The organism is Marinovum sp. J2-8 (assembly GCF_055808435.1).
Window position 1 is genome coordinate 307,135 of sequence record NZ_JBVVRZ010000001.1, and the last position, 23,131, is coordinate 330,265.

Sequence of the window (23,131 nt, forward strand, 5' to 3'; positions counted from 1 at the left end):
AAGGAAAACAATCACATGAAAAACCTGCTTCTTGGCGCGGCAGTCGGGCCGTTTCTTGCGCTGTCCTTTGCGTCTGATGCTTTGGCGGAATTGGGCGTTTCCCCGACGGTCTGGGGGGTGCGGACCGACAAGCTCGAATACCGGATGGGCGAAGAAGAAAACGCCTTTGCCTGGGAATTCGCGGCCTGGGTTGGCAATGACGATCTGCGTGTTGTCTGGCAAAGCGAAGGTGCGAAGATCGAGGGCGGCGACGTCGAGGAGATGAGCAACCAGATCCGTCTTCAAAAGCCGATCACCGAATTCTTCGATGGTTTCATCGGGGTCGCAGCGTCGACGCCGGAGGGCGCGCCCGAACGCTATTACGGCGCTTTTGGCGTGACCGGCCTTGCGTCGCAGTGGTTTGAGGTCGAGGCGGCACTTTACCTGTCGGAATATCCCTACATCGGGGCAGAGGTGGAATATGAGGGGCTGCTGACCAACCGGCTGATCCTGACACCCTCGATCGAAGTCAGCCTGCCATTGGCGGATGACCCGGATCGGGAAATCGCGGCGGGTGGTGCCACGACCGAGCTGGGGCTGCGGCTGAGCTATGACCTGATCGGGCGCAATCTGTCCCCCTATATTGGCGTGAACTATGAACGCGCCTTTGGCGGGACGGCGGACATTCTGCGCGACCATGGCCACGATGTGGACGAGCTGACCAGCGTGGTCGGCGTCAATTTCATGTTCTGATCTTTCTGCGCCCCTCTCGGTATCTGCTTTTGCAAAACAAGAGAGAGCCGCAGGGGCGCAGCTTTTCAACCGAAACCAACCAAGGGAGCATCCCAATGAAATTTCGTACAATCCTTACCTCTGCTGCACTTTCCGTCGGCCTCGCGCTTAGTGCAGGCGCGGCACTCGCACACGGCAAGGGCATGATGACCATGCCGAGCAATGGTCAAACTGTCGGGGCGGACACCAAGGTCATGCACTTGATGTTCACCGATCCGATGCAGATCACCACCGTCACGATGAAGGTGCCTGATGGAAAGACCTATAAAATCAATGGTCCGGCTGCGAACAAGGCCGTGAAGACTTGGGAAGGCAAGCTGCCGAAACTCGCGCCGGGCAACTACAAGGTCGACTGGCGCGGCATGTCGCCCGATGGCCACCCGATGAATGGCAGCTTCGCGTTCAAGGTCGCGAACTGATCATGGGCGGGGTTCTTACCGCACTGGAACCGGTGCAGATCGCCTCGATCCTCGTCAAGGCGGGGATGTATGTCACTGTCCTGCTTGCGGCGGGCTCCGTCATAAATCTCTGGCTCCTGACCGAGCTGGATGCCGCTGCAAGCCGTCGTCTCAGGCGGCTTGCAGCATGGTCAGCCGTGGGCGGGATCGTTTTCAGCGCGCTGAACATCCCGCTACGCGCGGCGTTCTTCTATGGCGGGATCGGCGGCGCGCTTGATCCGATGATGCTTCAGATTGCCTTCTTCGGTCCGCTTGGGCTGTCCGTGGGGACCGCGATTGTCGGCCTTCTCGCCATTCTTCCCATCATGCTTGACCGTGATTGGACGCGGTCCGTGGCCAGCGTCGGTGTGGTCTGCGTGGCGATCAGTTTTGCGCTGCGCGGTCATGCGACCGGCGACCCGAGGCTGGCGCTCTCGACCCTGTTTGTCTTTCACATCCTTGCGGCCAGTTTCTGGATCGGAGGCTTTTATCCTCTTTACGACATGGCCGGGCGCGGCAACGCGGCCGCTGTGCGCACCGTCGAACGGTTCGGGCAGGCGGCGCTGGTCATGGTCGGGCTGCTTGTTGTTGCGGGGGTGGTGATCCTGGTGATCCTGGCGGCGATCCGATCGCGGTCCTGACCCAGCCCTGGGGCCAGTTTCTGACGCTGAAGCTGGCGGTGGTGGCGCTGCTTCTTGGGCTTGCAGGGCTGAACAAGCTTCGGCTGACACCGGCTCTGGCAGAAAACGGGAACGCCGCTCCGCTGCGAATGTCGATCCGTTGGGAGGTCGCGGCCTTTCTTGTGATCCTGCTTGTCACTGCGACCTTCACGTCCACCGTTGCGCCAGAGCACATCGGCTGAGCCTGCGAAACGGTAGGTCGTTCAGCCGAATAAGGGGGCGTCAAGAAGACGCCCCTATATCTCATCTCAAACGCCGACGCGCGAAGGCCCATCACGATCATCATCAGGTTCCCGGTCAGGGAAATGAAGCCAAGCGGCACATTTCGGTAGGTGCCGATTATTTCCTTCCGCTGATCTCCTCCTGATAGGCGCGTTCGCGGTCCGGCCATGTGGATTTGATGTATTCGAGTATGGCGTGGATTTGCGCGTCCTCCAGAGTATCGCCAAAGCCCGGCATGTTGCTTTCATAACCATCGCCGACAACTGCGGCCGTCCCCTCCCGTGTTATTTGAAACAGGATGTCGTCGCTGTGATGCCACGTGTGACCCGTGGCATCATGGGGCGGTGCAGGAAGTCGTCCATCAGCGTCGCGGCTGCGCCAGTCCGGCTGACCTTCAAGCTTGGCCCCGTGACAAGAGGCGCAGTTCTCTTGGTAGAGCGCTGCGCCATCTATGCCTTCTGCCTTGGCGGAGTTGGCCGCGCCGGTAAGTGCCATTGCAAGCAAAAGAAACCGGCTCATGAGACGGTAATCCAATTGTTCATGCCAGAGGCGGCGTGCCCCAACATGTGACAATGCAGCAGCCATTTGCCGGGATTATCCGCGACAAAGGCGATCTCGGTCGTCTGGTCTGGCATCACCAGTACCGTGTCGCGAAGCGGGCCGAGGGTTCCGTTTGCGTCGCGCACCCGGAAGTGCATCCCGTGCAGGTGCATCGCATGAGGAAAGATCGTGGTGTTCGTCATGCGGATGCGGGCCGTTTCCCCGCGTGACAGGGCGGTAAAGGGCGTCTCTCCCAGACCGGCCTGTCCGGCCAGTGCCCAGAATTGGCCGTTCTGGACCAGGTCTTGCCAGCCCATCGTCTGACCGTTGAACCGTGCAGTTTCCAGCCCGCGCATGGCGCCACCTTGCAGGGGCATGTCAAATGTACGGGCCGCGTCGATCCCGGCGATGTCCATGCCTGGGTTGGGCGGCAAGGGCGCAGGCATGTCACGCTGAACCGTGGCCGCGCGTCCGGTGACTGTGAATTCGGCCAGCACCTGCCAACTGTCGTCGGAGGCAGCAAACAGAAGCCCGGCGGGTGCACCTTCATCAGCGGTGACATCCACGATCAGGTCCATGCGCTGCGCCGGGGCAAGGACAATCGTGGTTGTCACCGGCTCGGGTGTTGCAAGGGGCATCCCGTCGAGCGCGATTGTCCATCCTTTCAGCCCCTCAAGTCTAAGCGCAAAGATCTGGGCATTTGCGGCGTTGATCAGCCGCAAGCGCAGCCGTTCATTCTGCCGCGCCGCGAGGTTGTAATTGAAGCGCCCGTTCACCCCCACCAGATTGCCGATGCGGCCGCCATGGCTCTGCGCCATAGGAGCGGCAAAATTATCGACGAACTGCCCGGTGTCCGGGTCAAGCAACCAGTCGTCGATCATCAGAACCTTATCGCGGTCAATGTCCGGCTGTGTGGGCTCTTCAACGATCAGCGCACCGGCAAGGCCCCGTGCAACCTGCTCCATGGAATTGGTGTGCGCGTGATACCAATAGGTGCCAGCGTCCGGCAGGTCGAAGGCATAATCGAAGCCTTCTCCGGGCGGCACCGCATCCTGGGTCAGCCCCGCAACGCCGTCCATTGCATTGTCTATTCGAATGCCGTGCCAGTGGATCGAGGTCGGCACATTCAGGGCGTTGACCAGTCGCCGTTCAAACCGGCTGCCTTGGGCCGCGCGGATCACGGGGCCGGGGATACTGCCGTCGTAACTCCAGACCGGCGTGGCCGGATACCTGTCCGGGGCAAGCTGGATCATGGCCTCCTTGGCCGTCAAGAGCGGGACGTCCTGGGCGAAGGCCGGGCGGGCCAGCGCGGTCGCGGCAAGACCCGCGCAGAAGTGGCGGCGCGTCAAATTCATATCAGTTGATCCCATTTGTGCGTTGCACTTCGCGGACGTAGGCAATGATGGTGCGAACTTCTGCAGGTGTGACCCGTGGCTGGGGCGGCATGTCGCCGAATTTCCAGTGGTGCGCACGCACGCCATTTTGTGCAGCCAATAGAAAGGCCATGTCCCCATGGTGTGACGGCTCATAGATCTTGTGGATCAGGGGCGGGCCAAACCCCATCTTCCCAGCGGCATCTGTGCCGTGACAATCAGCACAGACCGCATCGAATGCCCGCTTGCCCATAGAGGCCTCGGGCGAAAGACTTTCCGGCAGGGTGACGGCGACCATGGCCGCGCCTTCTGTGGGGCTCGATGCTTGCTGAATCTGTGGATCCTGATCAGGGAAGCGGGTGAAGGCATATGTGCCAAGTGCTGCGGCGATGACCGCAGCCCCGGCAATGAACGTGATTTTCATGATATTTTCCTGTCCTTGCGCAGCCTTGGTCGTGCGCATTCTCAAATTGGCCGGACGATTGTCAGCCCAGGCGGCAGTAGAGAAGGATCAGGTCCGAGGGGGCGGCAGATTCAATGCCAAGTGAACGGATGCCCCCCTGTAGGCATCGGGCCATGCTTGACGATGGCCGAGGGTCTCTTGGTCCCGTTGTGACAGTGCATCAGCGATGAGAGCCATTGGGGCACAAAGGGACATATCCGCGCAAGGTGTTCCCTTATGCGTCTTATCCCCCTCGGCGCCCTCCATTTCGACCATCTCTTCTGGACAGGATGGACATTCATGCGTCGTCATCCCGGCCGCATCAAAATGCAGCGATGAGACCAACACCAAAAAGTTGGACAGAAGGATGATGGCGATCAGGCGCATGCGGGCTTTCTTACGTGTCATAATCAGTATGAGACGCCACGGGGCAGGGGTCAATCCTGACCCGAAGTGCCCACGCGCAACATGTCCCCACTCGTGCCACATGACAGGGCTGAACACCTTTTGCCAGCATAAGAAGCCTATCGCGTGGAAACGTCTGGTTTTCGCGTTTCAAGACCCCTAGTGGGCTAAATTGGGGGCAAGACCGTCAGGGAGGATATGGGGTGGGTTTCTTGCGACCAAAAACGAATTTTTGTTTTTTCGTCCACCACAGTCATCCGAATGTGCAGCCGCAATGCCAGGTGGATCAAGCTCTGGGGTGTGCTTGGTGAAAGGAATGTCGAGTATTCTAGGGTAACTCAGTACATCACCATGCCCTGAGATGACGTAAGACACCGAAGATGCCATGCAGATCGCAAAGCGCATCAAAGCCCTAAGGCGCATCGAATGCCACGAACCGATCACACAGGGCTAGACAATGGATCATCGCGTGTGGATGGCTTTTGTCGGTCTGCGTCTCGGGTTCCGATTAGGTTATCTGAACCGTCTGATCGACAATGGCTCGATTGGCAGATCCGTTGTGCCTGTTTCTACCAACTCGGCAAGGATCTGACCGACAATCGGACCAAGCTGAAAGCCGTGGGATAAGAACCCGAACGCGTGGAATAGGCCGTCTTCATTGAGGCTTGGGCCGATGATCGGCATGTGATCCGGTGTCATGCCTTCGACCCCGGCCCAAGATCGGACGACTGGCACGTCTTTGAGGTGCGAGAAAAGATCAAGCACCGCGCGCGCGTTCATGGCCAGTTTGTCGAGCGCTAGACGGGACGAATACCCGTCCGGATTGACATGCCCACGGTATCCGCCGCCGATCAGAAGGGTGCCGTTGTGTCGTTGTTTGAAAGATAGTCGCCGCCCCGTAAAGGCGACAACCGCGTCGGTCACGTGAGGCACGGGAGCGGTAATGGTCATCATCGGTGCTTCCGCATGCACCGGTGTCGGGTCACCGACGGACCCGGCAACCTGATTTCCCCAAGCCCCGGCACAGTTGATTAATATCTCTGCTTCAAAGCGGGAGTCCCGAGTTTCGACAATCCAATGGCCTGATCGACTGATCTGTTCGACCCTATGCCCCAGAAAGAACCGGGCACCGTCTTGGAGGGCGGTGCGGAAAAATGCCTGCGTCGTACGAAAGGGGCTGGCAAACCCGTCGCCAATTCCCTGCAATGCGCCGGTGACCTGACCGTCCAATTTGGGTAGGTGTTTGTGTACCTCCGAGTCAGAGATAATCTGTTCGTGGGTATAGCCCAAGGCACGGGTTTCAGCGGCACGGGCCTTGGCGTTTTCCAGTTCTTCAGTGGTTTCGCACACCATGATCGTGGCAGATTTGGTGAAGCCACAATCGTCTCCGACATGATCCGCGATCCGTTCCCAGATTTTATGGGACGCAACCGACAACGGTATTTCTGGCAATGCGCGGTTAAGCCGCCGCACACCCCCGGCATTGACACCAGAAGATTGCCTGCCGGGATAATCCTTTTCGATGACGATGACATCATGCCCGCGGCGCGCAAGTTCCAGGGCCGCCGCACAGCCTTGTATGCCGCCGCCTATAATACAAATTTCCGCCCGCTCTGTGTTCATTCCTTCAACCCCGCCAACTCACCAAGTGTGATTGTTGTGATCGGGGACCGCAGACGATGGAGGCCGATATCATCCGGTGATGTTCCCGTTTCTCGCGCGACAATGGATTGCAAGCTTTTTGCGCACATGCGGCCCTGACATGGCCCCATGCCGATCCTCAGGGTGGATTTGATCCGATTGGGGTCAGGCCCGAGTTCCGTTGCGGCTTGACGGATTGCGCCCGCGTTGACCATTTCACAGCGGCAGATCTCTGTGGTGTTCGGTGCAATTGCGGCAAGTTGGGCGGGCGGATAGGCCGCATCCATCAACCGGCGAAACGCGCGTTCTTTGTTCAGTTTGGCTGAGGCGTTGGAGTTCGTCTGCCCCAATGCAGTTTGGGCGGCGATCTGCCCTGATAACGCGGCCCCTTTGGCGCCTATGATGCCCGCCAGATCTCCGGCGACGTGGATATTGCCTGCGGACTCGGCACGCCATGCGTCCTGGGCAGGCGTATAGGGTATGGGCAAGCCCGCAGCTGCCGCCGGGTGGATCGACGGGATGACCCCATCATGCAAGAGAACGGTGCCGACCTTGATCTTATGCTGTTTCCCGGTCGTGAAACGCAGGTATTCTGCGTGGATTTCCCCAATAATCTCGATGTCGCGTGCGTTGCGGTAAATCAGAGAGCGGCGGCGCAATAGATCAACCTGATAGGCCAGCCCTTTGGTCAGGTAGCCCCATCCCGCCAAAATGCCTTGAATATCCACAAATGCCGACAGTCGGAGATTGGCCCCATTCGGTACTACGAAACCTGCAATGCGCCCCCCCATTCGCGCAACCTGCCATGCATAGAGCAGCGGTAACGGGCCGGAGCCCACAATGAATATGGGGCCATTCGGAACAACGCCTGAGGTCTTGAGCAGAATTTGAGCGGCACCAACCCCCATCACCCGGGGCAATGTACAGCCGGGGACCGGCATAGGGCGTTCCTGGGCCCCGGTGGCGAGGATGATTGCGTCTGCTGTATCGGTCCTGGTGCCTTCGGGGCCTTTGAGCGCCAGAATACCATCATTATCAAGATGCCAAAGGCTTGTTCGAGGTCTAAATACGGCTCCGCAGGAAAGGAAGGCATCGAGCAGAGGGCCGCCATCTTCATAGCTGGATCCGAGTGCTGACCAGACGTCTTGCCGATGTGCGCGACAAGAGCCCAGTGCCGCATAGATATTTCCGCCCGGCTCGGGGCGGTTGTCATAGACCTGTACCTCTGCGCCATGACGGCGTGCTTCGATCGCGGCCGACATGCCAGCGGGTCCAGCGCCGATGATAACAAGCTTAGCCATTGAGAGGGCGCCTGACGCTCATCCCCGGTACCACAGGCAACAGACACGCCTGCTGTCCGGGTTTTCCATCCACCTCGATCAGACACTCATGGCACACGCCCATCATGCAAAACGGGCCCCGTGGGCTGGTATCGACAGGGTGAAAGCGAAATGGAACCAGTTGTAGACGCAGCATTGCGGATGCAACGGTTTCGCCAGGCTGGGCTAAAAACGCATTTCCATCAACGTCAAATTGGATGCCTTCGGCCATACGTGTCTCCTTTGCTGGGAAAACAGTTAGGGAAAAATGGAGTTAACTTCAAATTCCCTTGGTTGGTTCTATTGTTCCATCAGGTTATACCTTTCGCGCACCTGAAGGTTATAACTTTATGGAATGGAGTGTGAAAAAATTGCTATTTGACGTTATAATTGCAAGCTTGTTTGATTGCCCGAGATACATTGGGAGAAAGTTATGAACAGCTTGGTCAAGTCGGTATCCGTCGTCGCTCTGTCCATTGGCATGGCAATGGCAGCGCATGCGCAAGAGCTCAACATCGGTATGCGGGTCGCGAGCGCGGGACCGCTGGATCCTCATATATCGACGGCCACCGGGGACAAGGTTGCCTTTGCAATGATGTTCAACGGCCTGGTCCGGTTCAAGCCAGGTTCAATGAACCCAGCTGACATTGAACCTGATCTCGCCGAGAGCTGGAATGTGTCTGACGACGGGTTGACTTGGACATTCAAGTTGCGCGACGGCGTGCAGTTTCATGGAGATTATGGCACGCTTACCGCCAAGGACGTGGTGTATTCACTGAAGCGGGCCGCAAATCCCGACCTATCGTCTGTCTCATCCGATTACACCGCTTTTGAAACCATAACGGCCGTCGATGATTTGACCGTTGAAATCAAACTCTCGAAGGCAATTCCCTCTATGCTTGGCGTTCTTGCGAACTATCACGGCGGCAATATCGTGTCGGCCAAAGCGGTGGCGGAATTGGGCGAGAATTTCAAGACACGCCCAATAGGCACTGGCCCCTTTGCTTTTGCTGAACTGGCGGATGGGGAATTCTTGCGGCTTGTGTCACATACGGATTATTTCCGTGGCGCGCCACAGATCGACACAATCATGTATCGCTACATCACCTCGGGCAGCGCACGTGACTTGGCCTTCGCGAACGGGGAGCTTGATCTCTTTTATGGCACTCGCGAGGAACGCTGGGTGGAAAGAATGCGCGACGATGGCAATGTGATTGATGTGTTTGAGCCGGGTGAGCTGAGAACGCTGCATCTGAACACCGCCATGCCGCCGCTTGATGATATTCGTGTCCGTCAGGCCGTCGCCCATGCGATCAACCGCGAAGAACTGGTCGCTTTCACTGGGGCGTCGGTTGCGCGGGCAACAACGGCGCCGGTGCCTCAGGGCTATTTGGGACATGCCGAGAAGATCGAAGGGTTGCCCCATGATATTGATCGCGCCAAGGCGCTGCTGGCTGAGGCGGGATATCCCGATGGGGTTTCGTTCAAGGTGGCCATTACACAAGCGACAGCATTGAACACGGCCATGCAGGTCATTCAGGCCCAGTTGGCCAAGGCGGGTATCAATGTCGAACTGGACGTGATGGAACACCGTTCCTGGCATGGCGCGATCCGCGATGATGTAAGCCCTATGGTGCTTTACGGGGCGGCGCGCTTCCCGATTGCGGATTCGTATCTGACGCAGTTCTATCACTCGGCCTCAACCGTCAAGACACCCACGGCCGTCACCAACTTCTCCCACTGTGCGGTTGCGGATGCAGAGATCGAGGCGGCGCGCTCGGAAACGGATGCGGCCAAGCAGATTGAGCTTTGGCAGGCGGCACAGGAAAAGATCGTGTCAGAGGTGTGCTCGGTGCCGCTGTTCGAATTGCTTCAAGTCTGGGGAAAGTCTCCAAAGCTGGACTATGGTTATGAGCTGAATGGCGTTATTTCAACGGGGCCGCTCATCGACGAAACAACAATGCTGAGCGATTGAGCTGCGCCTCCCTGAAACGGTCCCGCCCGCTTTGCAGATGGCGGGACCATTGTAGAGAATGACACCCCATGATTGCGTACACTTTGCGTCAACTTCTGTCCGCCGTACCGACCCTGTTCGGCGTTGTGACGCTTGTTTTCATACTTGTTCGTATCGTTCCGGGTGACCCGGCCATCGCTGTTCTGGGCGACAATGCATCTGAACAGGCATTGCAGGCATTCCGCGAACGTATGGGATTGAACGAGCCGCTCTTGGCGTAATACATTGATTTTCTGCGCGAACTGGCCAGCGGTAGCCTGGGCGTTTCCATGATCACAGGCGAGTCGGTTCTGGATTCAGTATTCCCGGTACTTCCGTTCACGCTGGAACTTGCCTTTTTCGGTATTCTGATCGGTGCAGCGATCGGTATTCCGCTTGGGGTCTTGGCTGCTTTGAATCGCAATACCTGGATCGACAACCTGTTGCGTATCATTTCGCTGATCGGGCTAAGCTTTCCTTCTTTCATCATGGCGATCCTCCTGATCCTCTGGCTGGCCATTGAGATCAGGTTGTTTCCGGTGATCTCGAACCCGCAGGGTGGCGTGTTGGACCGATTGCACAACCTTGTATTGCCTGCCTTCAGCTTGGGTCTGATCATGGTGGCCTATGTCATGCGTACCACGCGCGCGTCGATGCTGGAGGTGCTGAGCAACGACTATGTGCGCACAGCCCGCGCCAAGGGCGTGCCGAAACGCAAGGTGATCTATGGCCACGCAATGAAGAATGCGATGATCCCGATTATCACCATCGTTGGCCTGCAACTGGGCAGTCTGATGGGAAACTCTGTTCTGATCGAAATCGTCTTCAATCGGCCCGGTTTGGGCAAGCTGATCGTTCTTTCACTGGAGCAGCGCGACTATGCGATGCTTCAAGGCTTGATGGTCGTCTACGCCTTCTTGGTCGTTACGATCAACGTTTTGACAGACATTAAATATGGGCTCTTTGATCCAAGGGTGAATTTCGCATGACATCTCGATCCCTATACAAGTCCTCTGCTATCTGGGCATTTGTGAAATCAAATCGCATGACGTCCATAGGGGTCTTCCTGTTTGGGGTTGTTCTGGTTGTGTCGCTTCTGGCCCCGCTGATCGCACCCTATGATCCGTATGAGCAAAGCATTCTCAGTCGCCTTGAAAACGCGTCCGGTGCCCATTGGATGGGAACGGACATATTCGGGCGCGATACCTTGACGCGGGTGATGTATGGTGCCCGGCTTTCGATTGTCATTGCACTGACTGCAACGGCGATTGCGTTTCTTATCGGTACGGCGCTGGGTTGATGCGATTGTCATGCGATTGATGGATGTCCTGTTGGCGTTCCCGACGCTGATCACCGGCTTGCTTATCGTGGCGGTGCTGGGCGCGAGCGTGACAAACATCATCATTGCCATCGTGACAACCATCGTGCCGAATTTCGCCCGTGTCGCGCGTGCGCCCACCATCGCGTTAAAAGAACGCGAATTTATCGAAGCGGGACGCGCCCTCGGGTATTCAGATATCCGCATTATGGTGATCCACATCTTTCCGAATGTGCTGGGGGATGTTTTGGTGCTGGCGTCCCTCTGGGCGGCCTACGCTATTCGTGTTGAGGCCTATCTGAGCTTTATCGGTCTTGGCATTGCGCCGCCAACGCCGACATTGGGCGGCATGATCCGGCAAGGTTTTGACAGCATTCTTGATGCGCCCTGGGTCACTATCTATCCCAGCCTTGTTGTCTTGGTCATCGTGTTTTCGCTGAACTTGATCGGCGACGGGTTGCGTGATCGGATCGACCCCAGACTGAGAGGCGGGTGAAATGAGCGTTCTAAGCATCGAAAACCTGTCAATTGCCTTTCCCATTGGCGGGCAAAGCTACAAGGCCGTCAAAAACATGACGCTTGACGTGAACGAGAATGAAACGTTGTGTATCGTCGGCGAAAGCGGCTGTGGCAAGAGCATTACGGCATTGAGCGTTCTTGGTTTGCAAGCAGAGGTGGCCAAGGTCACTGGCAAGATCAATTTCGGCGGGCGCAACCTCCTTGAATTGCAAGATAATGAAATGGAAAAGCTGCGCGGCGACCAGATCAGCATGATCTTTCAGGAGCCGATGACATCGCTGAATCCGGTCTACACAATCGGACGGCAACTGGCAGAGCCTTTGATGTATCACAAGGGCAAGAGCGAGGCGGAGGCACTGCGCGAAGCAAAGACCCTGCTTGACCTTGTTCGCATTCCCGATGCAGCAGCACGGCTCAAGCAATTCCCCCATCAATTGTCCGGGGGCATGCGCCAACGGGTGATGATCGCCATGGGCTTGGCCTGCAAGCCAAGGGTTCTCATTGCTGACGAACCGACGACTGCGCTTGATGTGACCATTCAGGCGCAGGTGTTGAACCTCTTGATCAGCATCCGCAAGGAACAGCAGTTTTCGCTTGTTCTGATCACACATGATCTTGGCGTGGTGGCCAATATCGCAGACCGGGTCGCTGTGATGTACGCAGGCGAAGTCGTTGAAACCGCGCCGACGGATGAATTGTTCGCGGCCCCCCGGCACCCCTACACTCAGGCGCTTTTTTGGCTTGCGTGCCACGCGCGGATCAAAAGAACGAGGTCACGGCCATTTCCGGGCATGTGCCGCCAATCAATCAAATGCCAGAGGGATGCCGTTTTGCGCCACGATGCGCCGAGGCGACCTTTGAATGCGGGACTTCACCCGACTTGATTGGAGGGTCACATCAGGTCAGATGCCGGCATCGGGAGACACGAACATGAGCGGGCTTTTGCAGATTGACGGGTTGTCAAAGACGTTTTCAGGTGCGCGATCGAAACTGCTTGGCAAAGTCTATGAGGTCAAAGCTGTCAAGAATGTTTCGTTTTCCATGCAAAAAGGAGAGACGGTTGGCGTCGTCGGAGAATCCGGTTGCGGCAAATCCACACTTGCAAGATGCATTCTGCGGCTGATCGAGCCGACGTCCGGCAAGGTCACGTTCAATGGCCACGCAGTAGCGGAGCTGTCGGCCTCCAAATTGCGTGCGCTCAGGCCCAAGATGCAGATGATTTTTCAGGATCCGTTTTCATCGCTGAACCCCCGACGCACAATTCTTCAGACGCTGGCTGAACCGCTGCGGGTTCACAAGGGGATGAAGCAAAACAGAAGCAAAATCCGTGGTCGAGAAGATGTTGTTGGAAGTTGGCCTGCCTGCCGATGCCACGTCAAAATACCCGCATGCCTTTTCCGGCGGCCAGCGCCAGCGGATCTCTATTGCGCGTGCGCTGGTGCTGGAACCCGAACTGATCATCGCAGACGAAGCGGTGTCGGCACTTGACGTTTCTGTACAGGCGCAGATCCTCGCCCTGCTTCGCAAGTTGCAGGGCACTTATGACCTCGGCTTCCTGTTCATTACCCACGATCTGGGCGTGGTGCGGAATTTCTGCGACCGTGTGCTGGTGATGTATCTGGGTCATGTCGTCGAAGAGGGTCCTGTCGGGAAAATCATGGACAATCCTCGGCATCCCTATACCAAAAGTCTGATTGCATCGGTGCCGTTGCCCGATCCTGCCAAAAAAACTGTAATCGCGATGCTGGAAGGTGAGATCCCGTCACCATCAAACCCGCCAAGCGGCTGTCCGTTTCATCCAAGGTGTGATCGTGCGGACAATATTTGCAAACGTGAAATGCCGCGCCGGCAAATTTCGACCGACAGAGGAGTCGCCTGCCACCATCCGTTATGATCAGTCGGAAACGCTGATGGTGCGGAACAGGTCGATATACCGGTCCACATAATCTGACATCCGGCCCAGGCTCAAACGGGTCGCAAGGATTGGAACGACCATTTTTTGTTTCAGCGGGCGGACCTGTAGGTCTGGTAAAAAATCCGGGACGAATATCGGTGACATGACAGCCGCGCCCATACCAGCAGCGACGCATTCCGAAACGGTCTGCGCTGTTGCGGCTTCCACGACGACCTTTGGGGCGATACCTTGCTCTGCCATGCCTTGAATAATGAATTGGCCCGTCTGGCTTTGCTGTGTGAAAGCGACGAAGTCCTCTCCCCGGAAATCTTTCAACGAAATCTATCAAGCGCTTCAAGGCGATGCCCTTTGGGCAGAACGGCAACCAGTGGGCGGTCATCAATCACGTGTGTATCGAAATTCGGGTGATCAACACCCTGGGTCACGATGCCCAGATCAAAGCGCCGCGCCAATAAAGCATCGGAGACAAATTCGGAACTTTGGAAGAGGAAATTGATCTGCAGATCAGGCGCCTCTTCACGGATCCGGTTGGCGGCGGCGGAAAGATACCTGGGCGAGATGCCCGGCATCACACCAATCCGCAACCGCCCGCCGGCCTCGTTGCGGATTTCCTCGACCGCCTGCGCGATCTGGTTAACCCCAGAAAAAACGCGATCTATTTCGTCATAAAGCCGCGCTCCACGATCCGTCACGCGGATCCGTCCACGCCCACGCTCGAACAATGAAAACCCGACATCTTCCTCAAGGTGCATCAACAACTTGCTGACAGCTGGTTGACTTACATTGAGCGACTTTGCGGCCTTGCTGACCGTTCCGCATTCAAACAGCGCCTTGAAAGCCTCGATTTGTCTTAGTGTCGGCTGCCTCATGGTATAACCTGAAATGAATGCGTTCTTTCATGCATTGCGCAAGGGTAATGCTTCGCGCGACTTGAGGAAAGGGGCCAGATCATCCGTCCGAACATAAAGCTGTTCCCCCGACACCTTCATTCGGACACAGCGAGATGGCGCATGTACGATAAGCGCGTAAGGCAAAATGGCAAAGCCGAGGATTTAGCAAGCCCGGAGAGCCTTAAGCGCGTTCCGTCGATGAAGCCCGCGATCACGACATATGCGTAAGTGGCGCCATCTATATGTGAGGCATTTCTTAAGACGGTAAGGGCAGGGCCGATCTGACGCAGGTCATAGACAGAGCGCAGAGCTGCGGAAATGGCACCCTTCGTAAAGGAGCACTTGGCGTGGCACCAAGCTGTGACAGGTCCAGTAAGGGGTGAAACGCTTACTGAAGACAGCGCTGACTTTGGGTCTGCGTTTTTGAGCAGCGAGACTGATTTACGCATCTGACTCGTTTTTTTGGTGTTTTTTTGTTGTTGGATTTTGGTTTGAGTCGGGTTTGTGAGGTTGTTCTTGTGGGTAAGTCTGTGGGCGACTCTAGATGTGGGGTTTTTGGGGTGTGATGTATATACTGGGTTGTTGTGCTGGATGAGGGCGGATGTCCGTTTGCTCAAAAACTATTCACGGTAACCCGTTGACTTTGTTTATTTTTCGCAAAAACTTTGCAAAACTTTGGAATTTTGTGATTTTGTGCTTGCGGGTTTTGCTGGGTAACACTAGAACCCCCTTCACCGGCGGCGCTGAGGCGCACAACGGGACGCCAGACGGGGCGGCGGCGACGAGGAAACGAGACGCTGACGCAGACGAGACGGAGAAATTTTTGAGGTATTGACGGGCGGGCGCGCCAATAAGTTAGGGCGCATCCGGTTGGTTTTTGTCTCTACGCTGTTTGAAATGATTGATATCTGAAGAGATATGTGGGCGGTTTGGTTCGTTTCGACGAACGGATGTTTGCATATCGCGCCGGTAGGGTTTGATGCACTTGTGTATTTTGTCCGATGACCGGTGACAGCTTCACTGTTTGAGCGGCTTTTGTTTACTTTGGTAAGCTGAAGCACAATCAAACAGATGACTTCCGATGCGTGTCCAATCCTTAGCCGGGTGGACAAAGTAGCTCGCCCCCAAAGCAGTTACGAGTATCGGAGATGTGCAGAGGTTCGAACGTCAAGGATACGCAGTAATGCGTTTCAACTTGAGAGTTTGATCCTGGCTCAGAACGAACGCTGGCGGCAGGCCTAACACATGCAAGTCGAGCGCACCTTCGGGTGAGCGGCGGACGGGTTAGTAACGCGTGGGAACGTACCCAGATCTAAGGGATAGCCTCGGGAAACTGAGAGTAATACCTTATACGCCCTTCGGGGGAAAGATTTATCGGATTTGGATCGGCCCGCGTTAGATTAGATAGTTGGTGGGGTAATGGCCTACCAAGTCTACGATCTATAGCTGGTTTTAGAGGATGATCAGCAACACTGGGACTGAGACACGGCCCAAACTCCTACGGGAGGCAGCAGTGGGGAATCTTGGACAATGGGCGCAAGCCTGATCCAGCCATGCCGCGTGAGTGATGAAGGCCTTAGGGTCGTAAAGCTCTTTCGCCAGAGATGATAATGACAGTATCTGGTAAAGAAACCCCGGCTAACTCCGTGCCAGCAGCCGCGGTAATACGGAGGGGGTTAGCGTTGTTCGGAATTACTGGGCGTAAAGCGCACGTAGGCGGATCAGAAAGTATGGGGTGAAATCCCGGGGCTCAACCCCGGAACTGCCTCATAAACTCCTGGTCTTGAGTTCGAGAGAGGTGAGTGGAATTCCGAGTGTAGAGGTGAAATTCGTAGATATTCGGAGGAACACCAGTGGCGAAGGCGGCTCACTGGCTCGATACTGACGCTGAGGTGCGAAAGTGTGGGGAGCAAACAGGATTAGATACCCTGGTAGTCCACACCGTAAACGATGAATGCCAGTCGTCGGGTAGCATGCTATTCGGTGACACACCTAACGGATTAAGCATTCCGCCTGGGGAGTACGGTCGCAAGATTAAAACTCAAAGGAATTGACGGGGGCCCGCACAAGCGGTGGAGCATGTGGTTTAATTCGAAGCAACGCGCAGAACCTTACCAACCCTTGACATCCTAGGACAACCTGAGAGATCAGGCCTTCCTTCGGGACCTAGTGACAGGTGCTGCATGGCTGTCGTCAGCTCGTGTCGTGAGATGTTCGGTTAAGTCCGGCAACGAGCGCAACCCACATCTTTAGTTGCCAGCAGTTCGGCTGGGCACTCTAGAGAAACTGCCCGTGATAAGCGGGAGGAAGGTGTGGATGACGTCAAGTCCTCATGGCCCTTACGGGTTGGGCTACACACGTGCTACAATGGCAGTGACAATGGGTTAATCCCAAAAAACTGTCTCAGTTCGGATTGGGGTCTGCAACTCGACCCCATGAAGTCGGAATCGCTAGTAATCGCGTAACAGCATGACGCGGTGAATACGTTCCCGGGCCTTGTACACACCGCCCGTCACACCATGGGAGTTGGGTTTACCCGAAGGCCGTGCGCCAACCTTTCGAGGAGGCAGCGGACCACGGTGAGCTCAGCGACTGGGGTGAAGTCGTAACAAGGTAGCCGTAGGGGAACCTGCGGCTGGATCACCTCCTTTCTAAGGATGATCTTAGCAGCGAGAACTTGTTCTCACTCGTAGATCACTTAGCAGTCTCTGTTCTGTTAGCCGAAGGGCGACGGGACATTAAAAGAGACATATATCAGCTCCTCAAGAGCTTGAACCGAGCCGTCCTCATATCTCTTCAGAAAATAGAAACACGCGGGCTTCCGGCTCGTGAGTTGCCTGGGTTGGGTTCGCCCTCTCAGCGTTTTGCTTTGCAAACCGCCTGCCGGGCAATGTCGTTTTTGCCTTTGGCAAAAACACCTTGGGTCGGTAGCTCAGGTGGTTAGAGCGCACGCCTGATAAGCGTGAGGTCGGAGGTTCAAGTCCTCCTCGACCCACCAACGCCTCATTTGCCGTAGGCAAGCGAGGTGGTCACGGAAGTGGTTGGCGCAAGCCAGACACATGTGACAACGTGCGTTAGCAAAATACGATGGCCTTTCTCTTCTCGACTTTCGGCATAGCCCGAAAGTCTGCCAGAGTACGGTCCCGCATTTTGCGGAGCAAAATACGGGGCCTTAGCTCAGCTGGGAGAGCGCCTGATTTGCATTCAGGAGGTCAGGAGTTCGATCCTCCTAGGCTCCACCATAGCTCTTTGCGCAGCAAAGAGCGGAACGAGCGGAAGTGGTTGGCGCAGCCAAGCACGTGCGAGACCTTACTTACATCGATTTGATCGGTAAGCATTTGCGAATGTTTACCCGTCCAATCGGACGTGAGCTTCTTCGGAGGCTTTGACATCGTTTAGAGAGATACAAAATATCAACACTGTTTGATCGCCCGAGTATGGGATTGATCTCAGTGGGGTGCTGATCCCCTTGTGGGAGATGCGAGCAGGACTTTAGGTTGTTTCCTCGACCGAACCCCTGTCTGCCTTGCTGAAACGAACAGAGTTGTCCAAGTCAAGTACACTAACTGATGCTGATCTTCTGATCAGCATGGGATAGTTTGCTTTTGATCGGAAAGAACGTTTGTATATTGTTTTACGGCTGGCTGCCTGGTGTTTAACCGCAATCATGTAGTCGCGAAGGCTGTGAAATGAGCAATCTGTCTCTTTCTGGATCAAATCAAGCGCGAGAAGGGCGTTTGGTGGATGCCTTGGCAGTAAGAGGCGATGAAAGACGTGATACTCTGCGATAAGCCATGGGGAGCCGAGAATATGCTTTGATCCATGGATTTCTGAATGGGGGAACCCACCTGAATGTTCATTATAATAACTTCGGTTGTTTATAATGTTCATAACCAGGTACTTAAAGACTGAATACATAGGTTTTTAAGAGCAAACCCGGGGAACTGAAACATCTAAGTACCCGGAGGAAAGGAAATCAATTGATACTCCGCTAGTAGTGGCGAGCGAACGCGGATCAGCCAAGCCTTGAGAGTGAAAAGAACGACCTGGAAAGGTCGGCCATAGTGGGTGACAGCCCCGTATTTGAAGCTCGATGGGATGTATTAAGTAGGGCGGAACACGTGAAATTCTGTCTGAAGATCGGAGGACCACCTTCGAAGGCTAAGTACTCCTTACTGACCGATAGTGAACCAGTACCGTGAGGGAAAGGTGAAAAGCACCCCGACGAGGGGAGTGAAACAGTACCTGAAACCGAACGCCTACAATCAGTCGGAGCTTGACTGGACTCTAATGATAATCTGATGCATGCCGCTTCCTGGAAACAGGGAGTTGGATATGGCAGACGGAACTTTTGCCATTCTCATGTTGGTCGCAGGACTGACGGATATGGGAATGAATCATTGTGGCACATCGCAGGGCTGTCTTGGCCGAAGCGACGTGACACCAAGGATCGCCTTCTCGGGCGGTCAGGTTCTTGAACGCCGCGCAGAAACGGGAAGTGAAGTCTATCTTCGCTATGATCTTGGGCGCCGTACCGGCCCCTTTGGTCATGCGGTGGGGCTGAGTGTCGGGTCTCGGGGTGAAACCTGGGTCGGCATTGGTCAGACCTACACGATGGACTTTGGTTCCAGCCCGTTTTTTGCGGAATTGCATGCGATGACCGGTGTGTATGACGCCGGTGACGGCCTTGATCTGGGCGGCGCTATTGCGTTCCGTTCGGGTGCCGAGGTCGGTTGGGAAAACAAACGCGGTTGGCGGTTTGGTCTCAGCTTCGATCATCGATCGAATGCGGGGATTTATGACCACAATCCGGGTGTTGAGACCGTGCAGCTGCGCGTGTCGGTACCAACCAGATAGCATTCCAGATACCAACCTTTCCGGATCAGCCCAGTGGCGATCCGAAGGATCGGTGTACCTGCATTGAGCAGGCACGGAGTGCAAATTATCATTAGTGTCCAGTCTTGTGACGGCGTACCTTTTGTATAATGGGTCATCGACTTGGTCTATCTAGCAAGCTTAAGCCGTTAGGTGTAGGCGCAGCGAAAGCGAGTCTTAATAGGGCGCATGAGTTAGATGGATCAGACCCGAAACCGAGTGATCTAGGCATGACCAGGATGAAGGTAAGGTAACACTTACTGGAGGTCCGAACCCACACCTGTTGAAAAAGGTCGGGATGAGTTGTGCCTAGGGGTGAAAGGCCAATCAAACTCGGAGATAGCTGGTTCTCTGCGAAATCTATTTAGGTAGAGCGTCATCCGAATACCCCGGGGGGTAGAGCACTGGATGGGTAATGGGGCCCCACAGGCTTACTGATCCTAACCAAACTCCGAATACCCGGGAGTACTAGATGGCAGACACACTGCGGATGCTAACGTCCGTAGTGGAGAGGGAAACAACCCTGACCTACAGCTAAGGCCCCTAATTCATGGCTAAGTGGGAAAGCAGGTGGGACGACCAAAACAACCAGGAGGTTGGCTTAGAAGCAGCCATCCTTTAAAGATAGCGTAACAGCTCACTGGTCTAAATAAGTTGTCCTGCGGCGAAGATGTAACGGGGCTCAAGCCATGAGCCGAAGCTTAGGATGCCGTAAGGCATGGTAGCAGAGCGTAGTGTGACATAGTTCCACGCGTCCTTGATCCCTTTGGGGATATTGGACGCAGGGAGCTTTCTGTGAAGCCGGCGCGTGAGCGATCCGGTGGAGAGATCACTAGCGAGAATGATGACATGAGTAGCGACAAAGAGTGTGAGAGACACTCTCGCCGAAAGTCCAAGGGTTCCTGCTTAAAGCTAATCTGAGCAGGGTAAGCCGGCCCCTAAGGCGAGGCAGAAATGCGTAGCCGATGGGAACCACGTTAATATTCGTGGGCCAGGAGGATGTGACGGATCTCAGAGGTAGTTCATCCTTATTGGATTGAATGGGCTGCTGAGAGGTCCCTGGAAATAGCCCTCCATCAGACCGTACCCTAAACCGACACAGGTGGACTGGTAGAGAATACCAAGGCGCTTGAGAGAACGATGTTGAAGGAACTCGGCAAAATACCTCCGTAAGTTCGCGAGAAGGAGGCCCGGTTCCTAGGCAACTAGGGGCTGGGGGCACAAACCAGGGGGTGGCGACTGTTTACTAAAAACACAGGGCTCTGCGAAGTCGCAAGACGACGTATAGGGTCTGACGCCTGCCCGGTGCCTGAAGGTTAAAAGGAGAGGTGAGAGCCTTGAATTGAAGCCCAGGTAAACGGCGGCCGTAACTATAACGGTCCTAAGGTAGCGAAATTCCTTGTCGGGTAAGTTCCGACCTGCACGAATGGCGTAACGACTTCCCCGCTGTCTCCAACATCGACTTAGCGAAATTGAATTGCCTGTCAAGATGCAGGCTTCCCGCGGTTAGACGGAAAGACCCCGTGCACCTTTACTACAGCTTCGCACTGGCATCAGGACTGCAATGTGCAGGATAGGTGGTGGGCTTTGAAGCAGGAACGCCAGTTTCTGTGGAGCCTCCCTTGAGATACCACCCTTTGCATTCTTGATGTCTAACCGCGGTCCATTATCTGGATCCGGGACCCTGCGTGGCGGGTAGTTTGACTGGGGCGGTCGCCTCCTAAAGAGTAACGGAGGCGCGCGATGGTTGGCTCAGACCGGTCGGAAATCGGTCGTTGAGTGCAATGGCAGAAGCCAGCCTGACTGCAAGTCTGACAAGACGAGCAGAGACGAAAGTCGGTCATAGTGATCCGGTGGTCCCGAGTGGAAGGGCCATCGCTCAACGGATAAAAGGTACGCCGGGGATAACAGGCTGATACTGCCCAAGAGTCCATATCGACGGCAGTGTTTGGCACCTCGATGTCGGCTCATCTCATCCTGGGGCTGGAGCAGGTCCCAAGGGTACGGCTGTTCGCCGTTTAAAGAGGTACGTGAGCTGGGTTTAGAACGTCGTGAGACAGTTCGGTCCCTATCTGCCGTGGGTGTAGGATACTTGAGAGGAGTTGCCCCTAGTACGAGAGGACCGGGGTGAACGATCCACTGGTGTACCAGTTGTTCCGCCAGGAGCAGTGCTGGGTAGCTATGATCGGACAGGATAACCGCTGAAGGCATCTAAGCGGGAAGCCCCCCTCAAAACAAGGTATCCCTGAGGACCGTGGTAGACCACCACGTCGATAGGCCAGAGATGTAAGCGCGGTAACGCGTTCAGTTGACTGGTACTAATGGTCCGATAGGCTTGATTTGATCCAGTAATAGATAGATTACTCGGAACATGATCAAAGCAAACATCACATAAAACACGATAAATGTACCTGACTTGGACACTCTCGACAGAGAGTGAAACACAATTGCGCTTCAGCCGCGCAAACTTACCGGGGCTTTCCCGGTCTGGTGATCATAGCACGAGCAAAACACCCGGTCCCATCCCGAACCCGGCCGTTAAGTGCCGTCGCGCCAATGGTACTGCGTCTCAAGACGTGGGAGAGTAGGTCATCGCCAGACCTGATAAGCCCCGATAAAATGTATCTCTCAAACGATATCACCGACAAAGGCCAATACCAGCCGATATGCAAAAGGCCACACCAGCCTCAAGGCAATAGGCCAAAAAATGGCGCGGGATGGAGCAGCCCGGTAGCTCGTCAGGCTCATAACCTGAAGGTCGTAGGTTCAAATCCTACTCCCGCAACCAAAAAAATAAGCCGCAGTCGAAAGACACGCGGCCTTTTTGTGCTTCCAATGAAGGTGCCGCGCACTAGGCGGTCCTCCTATAGTTCCGCTAATGTTTGTCCTGCGCTGCAACTATCGGTTTGTTGCGTGAACATTTTCGCGATGATCGGCTGCCTCTTGATGGACAGGGCAAGCAACCCGATATAGTGAAGTCCAATGGCCAAGAAAAAAGACACAGATCCCAATTACAAGGTCCTCGCCGAAAACCGGCGGGCGCGGTATGATTATGCGATCGATGATGACATCGAATGTGGGATCATCCTGACCGGGTCAGAGGTGAAATCGCTGCGCGAGACTTCTTCGAATATCGCCGAAAGCTATGCGGCGGTGGAAGAGGGTGAATTGTGGTTGGTCAATTCTTATATCGCGCCGTACAACCGCGCCATGTTCCCACATGAAGAGCGTCGCCGGCGTAAGCTTTTGGTGTCCCGCAAGGAATTGTCGCGGCTTTGGTCCGAGACTCAGCGCAAGGGGATGACCCTGGTGCCGCTTGTGCTGTATTTCAATCACAAGGGTCTGGCGAAGATGAAAATCGGCATCGCCAAGGGTAAGAAGAACCACGACAAACGCGCGACGGATGCGCAGCGTGACTGGAACCGCCAGAAACAGCGGCTGTTGCGCCACGACGCGTGATTTACCTATGCTTGATTGCGATCTGACAGCGCGATAATGCGCGCGCTGTAACGGCGAGAGTACCCCGTGTATCCCAGACCTACAGTCGGGCCTCCCGTATCAAGCTCAGATTGCGCGCCAGTGTTGCCGGCCCCGAGATTGTGCCGCGCCGCCAAACAAACAAGTAGTTTTTGCCGCCTGAAGACCCCGGTCGCCCGATGTCAGGATCTACAAGGCAAATCCATATCCTGCCACGCCCCAGTGGCAGAGCGGGGAATACCGCTGACACATTCCCGTCACCACCGTTCTGTTTGATCGGTATTGATTGACCGACCCTGCTGCATGGCCGGGAC

Annotated in this window: 21 protein-coding genes, 3 tRNA genes, 3 rRNA genes and 3 pseudogenes; 21 read left to right on the top strand and 9 right to left on the bottom strand. The window is 55.6% G+C overall.

What is annotated here, in order from left to right:
* The first annotated feature begins 15 nt into the window (after window positions 1-15).
* From AC0L4F_RS01495 to AC0L4F_RS01510, 4 genes are all read left to right on the top strand, one after another.
* On the top strand, window positions 16-732 hold the full coding sequence (locus tag AC0L4F_RS01495) for a copper resistance protein B (RefSeq protein WP_244684463.1): 717 nt from the start codon (window positions 16-18) through the stop codon (window positions 730-732).
* Window positions 733-827: 95 nt separating this feature from the next.
* Entirely contained in the window at window positions 828-1,190 is a 363-nt protein-coding gene (locus AC0L4F_RS01500; RefSeq protein ID WP_244684465.1) for a copper resistance CopC family protein, read from the top strand.
* 2 nt (window positions 1,191-1,192) lie between these two features.
* Window positions 1,193-1,849: a hypothetical protein gene (locus tag AC0L4F_RS01505; protein WP_244684467.1), complete on the top strand. Its 657-nt coding sequence runs from the start codon at window positions 1,193-1,195 to the stop codon at window positions 1,847-1,849.
* A 41-nt stretch (window positions 1,850-1,890) separates the two neighbouring features.
* Window positions 1,891-2,070: a hypothetical protein gene (locus AC0L4F_RS01510; protein ID WP_244684469.1), complete on the top strand. Its 180-nt coding sequence runs from the start codon at window positions 1,891-1,893 to the stop codon at window positions 2,068-2,070.
* Window positions 2,071-2,227: 157 nt separating this feature from the next.
* Here the strand turns inward: AC0L4F_RS01510 and AC0L4F_RS01515 are convergent, their stop codons facing one another.
* The 7 genes from AC0L4F_RS01515 to AC0L4F_RS01545 form a co-directional block, all read right to left on the bottom strand.
* Entirely contained in the window at window positions 2,228-2,605 is a 378-nt protein-coding gene (locus AC0L4F_RS01515) for a c-type cytochrome (protein ID WP_244686293.1), read from the bottom strand.
* 20 nt (window positions 2,606-2,625) lie between these two features.
* Window positions 2,626-4,005 carry a multicopper oxidase family protein gene (locus AC0L4F_RS01520; protein ID WP_244684471.1) on the bottom strand — a complete coding sequence of 460 codons (1,380 nt, stop codon included), beginning with the start codon at window positions 4,003-4,005 and terminating at the stop codon, window positions 2,626-2,628.
* Window position 4,006: 1 nt separating this feature from the next.
* Complete coding sequence (locus tag AC0L4F_RS01525; protein WP_280520426.1) at window positions 4,007-4,447, bottom strand: c-type cytochrome; 441 nt, start codon at window positions 4,445-4,447, stop codon at window positions 4,007-4,009.
* A gap of 87 nt (window positions 4,448-4,534) precedes the next feature.
* Window positions 4,535-4,852 (bottom strand): hypothetical protein, encoded by a 318-nt coding sequence (locus tag AC0L4F_RS01530; RefSeq protein WP_244684473.1) that lies wholly within the window; start codon window positions 4,850-4,852, stop codon window positions 4,535-4,537.
* Window positions 4,853-5,383: 531 nt separating this feature from the next.
* The gene (locus AC0L4F_RS01535; RefSeq protein WP_244684476.1) at window positions 5,384-6,493 is read right to left on the bottom strand and encodes an NAD(P)/FAD-dependent oxidoreductase; all 1,110 of its coding nucleotides are present in this window, start codon (window positions 6,491-6,493) and stop codon (window positions 5,384-5,386) included.
* Complete coding sequence (locus tag AC0L4F_RS01540; protein WP_280520427.1) at window positions 6,490-7,812, bottom strand: NAD(P)/FAD-dependent oxidoreductase; 1,323 nt, start codon at window positions 7,810-7,812, stop codon at window positions 6,490-6,492. Before AC0L4F_RS01540 ends, AC0L4F_RS01535 begins: the two co-directional genes overlap by 4 nt.
* Window positions 7,805-8,062 (bottom strand): (2Fe-2S)-binding protein, encoded by a 258-nt coding sequence (locus AC0L4F_RS01545; protein WP_244684481.1) that lies wholly within the window; start codon window positions 8,060-8,062, stop codon window positions 7,805-7,807. Before AC0L4F_RS01545 ends, AC0L4F_RS01540 begins: the two co-directional genes overlap by 8 nt.
* Window positions 8,063-8,263: 201 nt before the next feature.
* On the opposite strand from AC0L4F_RS01545, the gene AC0L4F_RS01550 reads away from it, so the two are divergent.
* From AC0L4F_RS01550 to AC0L4F_RS01595, 10 genes and pseudogenes are all read left to right on the top strand, one after another.
* A complete protein-coding gene (locus AC0L4F_RS01550; protein WP_244684490.1) occupies window positions 8,264-9,805 on the top strand; it encodes an ABC transporter substrate-binding protein in 1,542 nt (513 codons plus the stop codon).
* Window positions 9,806-9,873: 68 nt separating this feature from the next.
* On the top strand, window positions 9,874-10,065 hold the full coding sequence (locus AC0L4F_RS01555) for a hypothetical protein (RefSeq protein WP_244684492.1): 192 nt from the start codon (window positions 9,874-9,876) through the stop codon (window positions 10,063-10,065).
* Between the two features lie 48 nt (window positions 10,066-10,113).
* Entirely contained in the window at window positions 10,114-10,812 is a 699-nt protein-coding gene (locus AC0L4F_RS01560) for an ABC transporter permease (protein WP_244684494.1), read from the top strand.
* Between the two features lie 56 nt (window positions 10,813-10,868).
* Window positions 10,869-11,123: a hypothetical protein gene (locus tag AC0L4F_RS01565; protein ID WP_244684496.1), complete on the top strand. Its 255-nt coding sequence runs from the start codon at window positions 10,869-10,871 to the stop codon at window positions 11,121-11,123.
* A gap of 10 nt (window positions 11,124-11,133) precedes the next feature.
* Window positions 11,134-11,637: an ABC transporter permease gene (locus AC0L4F_RS01570; RefSeq protein ID WP_244684498.1), complete on the top strand. Its 504-nt coding sequence runs from the start codon at window positions 11,134-11,136 to the stop codon at window positions 11,635-11,637.
* Between the two features lie 76 nt (window positions 11,638-11,713).
* Window positions 11,714-12,121, top strand: a pseudogene (locus AC0L4F_RS01575) (ATP-binding cassette domain-containing protein); the annotation flags it as partial.
* Window positions 12,122-12,405: 284 nt separating this feature from the next.
* Window positions 12,406-12,594, top strand: coding sequence for an oligopeptide/dipeptide ABC transporter ATP-binding protein (locus tag AC0L4F_RS01580; protein ID WP_473445863.1), 189 nt, complete (start codon window positions 12,406-12,408; stop codon window positions 12,592-12,594).
* Between the two features lie 107 nt (window positions 12,595-12,701).
* A pseudogene (locus tag AC0L4F_RS01585) lies at window positions 12,702-12,902 on the top strand (ATP-binding cassette domain-containing protein); the annotation flags it as partial.
* A 97-nt stretch (window positions 12,903-12,999) separates the two neighbouring features.
* Window positions 13,000-13,077 (top strand): annotated as a pseudogene (locus AC0L4F_RS01590) (hypothetical protein); the annotation flags it as partial.
* A 21-nt stretch (window positions 13,078-13,098) separates the two neighbouring features.
* Window positions 13,099-13,554 (top strand): oligopeptide/dipeptide ABC transporter ATP-binding protein, encoded by a 456-nt coding sequence (locus AC0L4F_RS01595; protein ID WP_244686298.1) that lies wholly within the window; start codon window positions 13,099-13,101, stop codon window positions 13,552-13,554.
* Here the strand turns inward: AC0L4F_RS01595 and AC0L4F_RS01600 are convergent, their stop codons facing one another.
* Both AC0L4F_RS01600 and AC0L4F_RS01605 read right to left on the bottom strand, forming a co-directional pair.
* A complete protein-coding gene (locus AC0L4F_RS01600; RefSeq protein ID WP_280520428.1) occupies window positions 13,555-13,890 on the bottom strand; it encodes a LysR substrate-binding domain-containing protein in 336 nt (111 codons plus the stop codon).
* On the bottom strand, window positions 13,887-14,444 hold the full coding sequence (locus AC0L4F_RS01605) for a LysR family transcriptional regulator (protein WP_280520429.1): 558 nt from the start codon (window positions 14,442-14,444) through the stop codon (window positions 13,887-13,889). The genes AC0L4F_RS01600 and AC0L4F_RS01605 overlap by 4 nt, the downstream gene beginning before the upstream one ends.
* Before the next feature lie 1,212 nt (window positions 14,445-15,656).
* Between AC0L4F_RS01605 and AC0L4F_RS01610 the strand changes: the two genes are divergently transcribed.
* The 7 genes from AC0L4F_RS01610 (at window position 15,657) to smpB (ending at window position 22,799) form a co-directional block, all read left to right on the top strand.
* Window positions 15,657-17,116, top strand: a 16S ribosomal RNA gene (locus AC0L4F_RS01610).
* A gap of 270 nt (window positions 17,117-17,386) precedes the next feature.
* A tRNA-Ile gene (locus AC0L4F_RS01615) sits at window positions 17,387-17,463 on the top strand.
* A gap of 168 nt (window positions 17,464-17,631) precedes the next feature.
* Window positions 17,632-17,707, top strand: a tRNA-Ala gene (locus tag AC0L4F_RS01620).
* Between the two features lie 474 nt (window positions 17,708-18,181).
* Window positions 18,182-21,683: ribosomal RNA gene (locus tag AC0L4F_RS01625) — 23S ribosomal RNA — on the top strand.
* 143 nt (window positions 21,684-21,826) lie between these two features.
* A 5S ribosomal RNA gene (gene rrf, locus AC0L4F_RS01630) occupies window positions 21,827-21,941 on the top strand.
* Together the 16S, 23S and 5S rRNA genes with 3 tRNA genes alongside form the textbook arrangement of a ribosomal RNA operon.
* Before the next feature lie 110 nt (window positions 21,942-22,051).
* Window positions 22,052-22,128 (top strand) — tRNA-Met (locus tag AC0L4F_RS01635).
* A 194-nt stretch (window positions 22,129-22,322) separates the two neighbouring features.
* Window positions 22,323-22,799, top strand: coding sequence for an SsrA-binding protein SmpB (gene smpB / locus AC0L4F_RS01640; RefSeq protein ID WP_244684502.1), 477 nt, complete (start codon window positions 22,323-22,325; stop codon window positions 22,797-22,799).
* Window positions 22,800-23,131: the final 332 nt, after the last annotated feature.

Coding starts and splice junctions, on each gene's coding strand:
- AC0L4F_RS01550 (WP_244684490.1), top strand. CDS start 8,264: ATGAACAGCTTGGTCAAGTCGGTATCCGTCGTCGCTCTGTCCATTGGC.
- AC0L4F_RS01565 (WP_244684496.1), top strand. CDS start 10,869: ATGACGTCCATAGGGGTCTTCCTGTTTGGGGTTGTTCTGGTTGTGTCG.
- smpB (WP_244684502.1), top strand. CDS start 22,323: ATGGCCAAGAAAAAAGACACAGATCCCAATTACAAGGTCCTCGCCGAA.
- AC0L4F_RS01520 (WP_244684471.1), bottom strand. CDS start 4,005: ATGAATTTGACGCGCCGCCACTTCTGCGCGGGTCTTGCCGCGACCGCG.
- AC0L4F_RS01525 (WP_280520426.1), bottom strand. CDS start 4,447: ATGAAAATCACGTTCATTGCCGGGGCTGCGGTCATCGCCGCAGCACTT.
- AC0L4F_RS01530 (WP_244684473.1), bottom strand. CDS start 4,852: ATGCGCCTGATCGCCATCATCCTTCTGTCCAACTTTTTGGTGTTGGTC.
- AC0L4F_RS01555 (WP_244684492.1), top strand. CDS start 9,874: ATGATTGCGTACACTTTGCGTCAACTTCTGTCCGCCGTACCGACCCTG.
- AC0L4F_RS01540 (WP_280520427.1), bottom strand. CDS start 7,812: ATGGCTAAGCTTGTTATCATCGGCGCTGGACCCGCTGGCATGTCGGCC.
- AC0L4F_RS01605 (WP_280520429.1), bottom strand. CDS start 14,444: ATGAGGCAGCCGACACTAAGACAAATCGAGGCTTTCAAGGCGCTGTTT.
- AC0L4F_RS01505 (WP_244684467.1), top strand. CDS start 1,193: ATGGGCGGGGTTCTTACCGCACTGGAACCGGTGCAGATCGCCTCGATC.
- AC0L4F_RS01515 (WP_244686293.1), bottom strand. CDS start 2,605: ATGGCACTTACCGGCGCGGCCAACTCCGCCAAGGCAGAAGGCATAGAT.
- AC0L4F_RS01495 (WP_244684463.1), top strand. CDS start 16: ATGAAAAACCTGCTTCTTGGCGCGGCAGTCGGGCCGTTTCTTGCGCTG.
- AC0L4F_RS01500 (WP_244684465.1), top strand. CDS start 828: ATGAAATTTCGTACAATCCTTACCTCTGCTGCACTTTCCGTCGGCCTC.
- AC0L4F_RS01535 (WP_244684476.1), bottom strand. CDS start 6,493: ATGAACACAGAGCGGGCGGAAATTTGTATTATAGGCGGCGGCATACAA.
- AC0L4F_RS01545 (WP_244684481.1), bottom strand. CDS start 8,062: ATGGCCGAAGGCATCCAATTTGACGTTGATGGAAATGCGTTTTTAGCC.
- AC0L4F_RS01560 (WP_244684494.1), top strand. CDS start 10,114: ATGATCACAGGCGAGTCGGTTCTGGATTCAGTATTCCCGGTACTTCCG.
- AC0L4F_RS01570 (WP_244684498.1), top strand. CDS start 11,134: ATGCGATTGATGGATGTCCTGTTGGCGTTCCCGACGCTGATCACCGGC.